Raw genomic sequence first — 734 nt, forward strand, 5'->3', positions numbered from 1 at the left:
AGTTTAATTTTTCGAAAAAGCAGTTGATCTTTAGAAAAAGAGTGGAAACATATTCTGTGGGTGTGTTTCTTGGACCTATTGGCAGGTATTTCAAATCAAAGAAATGTTCTTGGTAAGGGGGATGGAATACTCTTTCATAGGTTAAAGATTGGTTTTTGTTTTTCTCATCTATTTTCCTTGTTGGGAGAAAGAAATAGGAATTTAGAGTTTTAATCAAAAGACCAAACTTTTTCAGGAGTAATGGCATAATCCATTTTATAGTCATACTCATGGGTGCCTTCGATAAAAGGAATGGGAGGCTCAAGGGATAAACCTATTGTTACTAAATCGGGACGACATTTGCTTAGGAAACGATCGTAAAATCCCTTCCCATAGCCTACGCGGTGACCTTGTTCGTCAAAAGCCAGAAGTGGAAGTAGTACTAAATCGATTTTCTCTGATGGAAGTAGTTCGGCATTTACAGGTTCAGGGATTCCCCATTTGTTATCTATCAATTGAGTGTTTTCAGTAAGTAGATAGTTTTCCATTTCCATGCTTTGGAAATTACTTACAGAAACAGCTATATCTACCGGAGGATGAAGTGTTCGGAGTCCCTCAATTATTAACCAGGTGTTTATTTCCCTGTTTTTTAAAATAGGGAGAAAACAATGGACGCAAGTGATCTTGTGAAAATTAAAGCTATCGAAAAACAGGTTGCGAATAGATTTACATCGTTGTTCAAAATCCTCTTCTCC

Annotated in this window: 2 protein-coding genes; both read right to left on the reverse strand. The window is 36.8% G+C overall.

Features of this window, described 5'->3' with window-relative positions; translation table 11 throughout:
- Positions 1-217, reverse strand: a 217-nt coding sequence (locus tag E1171_RS24030; protein ID WP_222931291.1) for a hypothetical protein, incomplete at its 3' end; no start/stop codon positions are given.
- On the reverse strand, positions 210-734 hold a 525-nt coding region (locus tag E1171_RS00470; protein WP_155203043.1), incomplete at its 5' end, for a 5-formyltetrahydrofolate cyclo-ligase. The genes E1171_RS00470 and E1171_RS24030, both read right to left, overlap by 8 nt.

This window comes from Xanthovirga aplysinae, assembly GCF_009711365.1.
Taxonomy (GTDB): Bacteria; Bacteroidota; Bacteroidia; order Cytophagales; family Cyclobacteriaceae; genus Xanthovirga; species Xanthovirga aplysinae.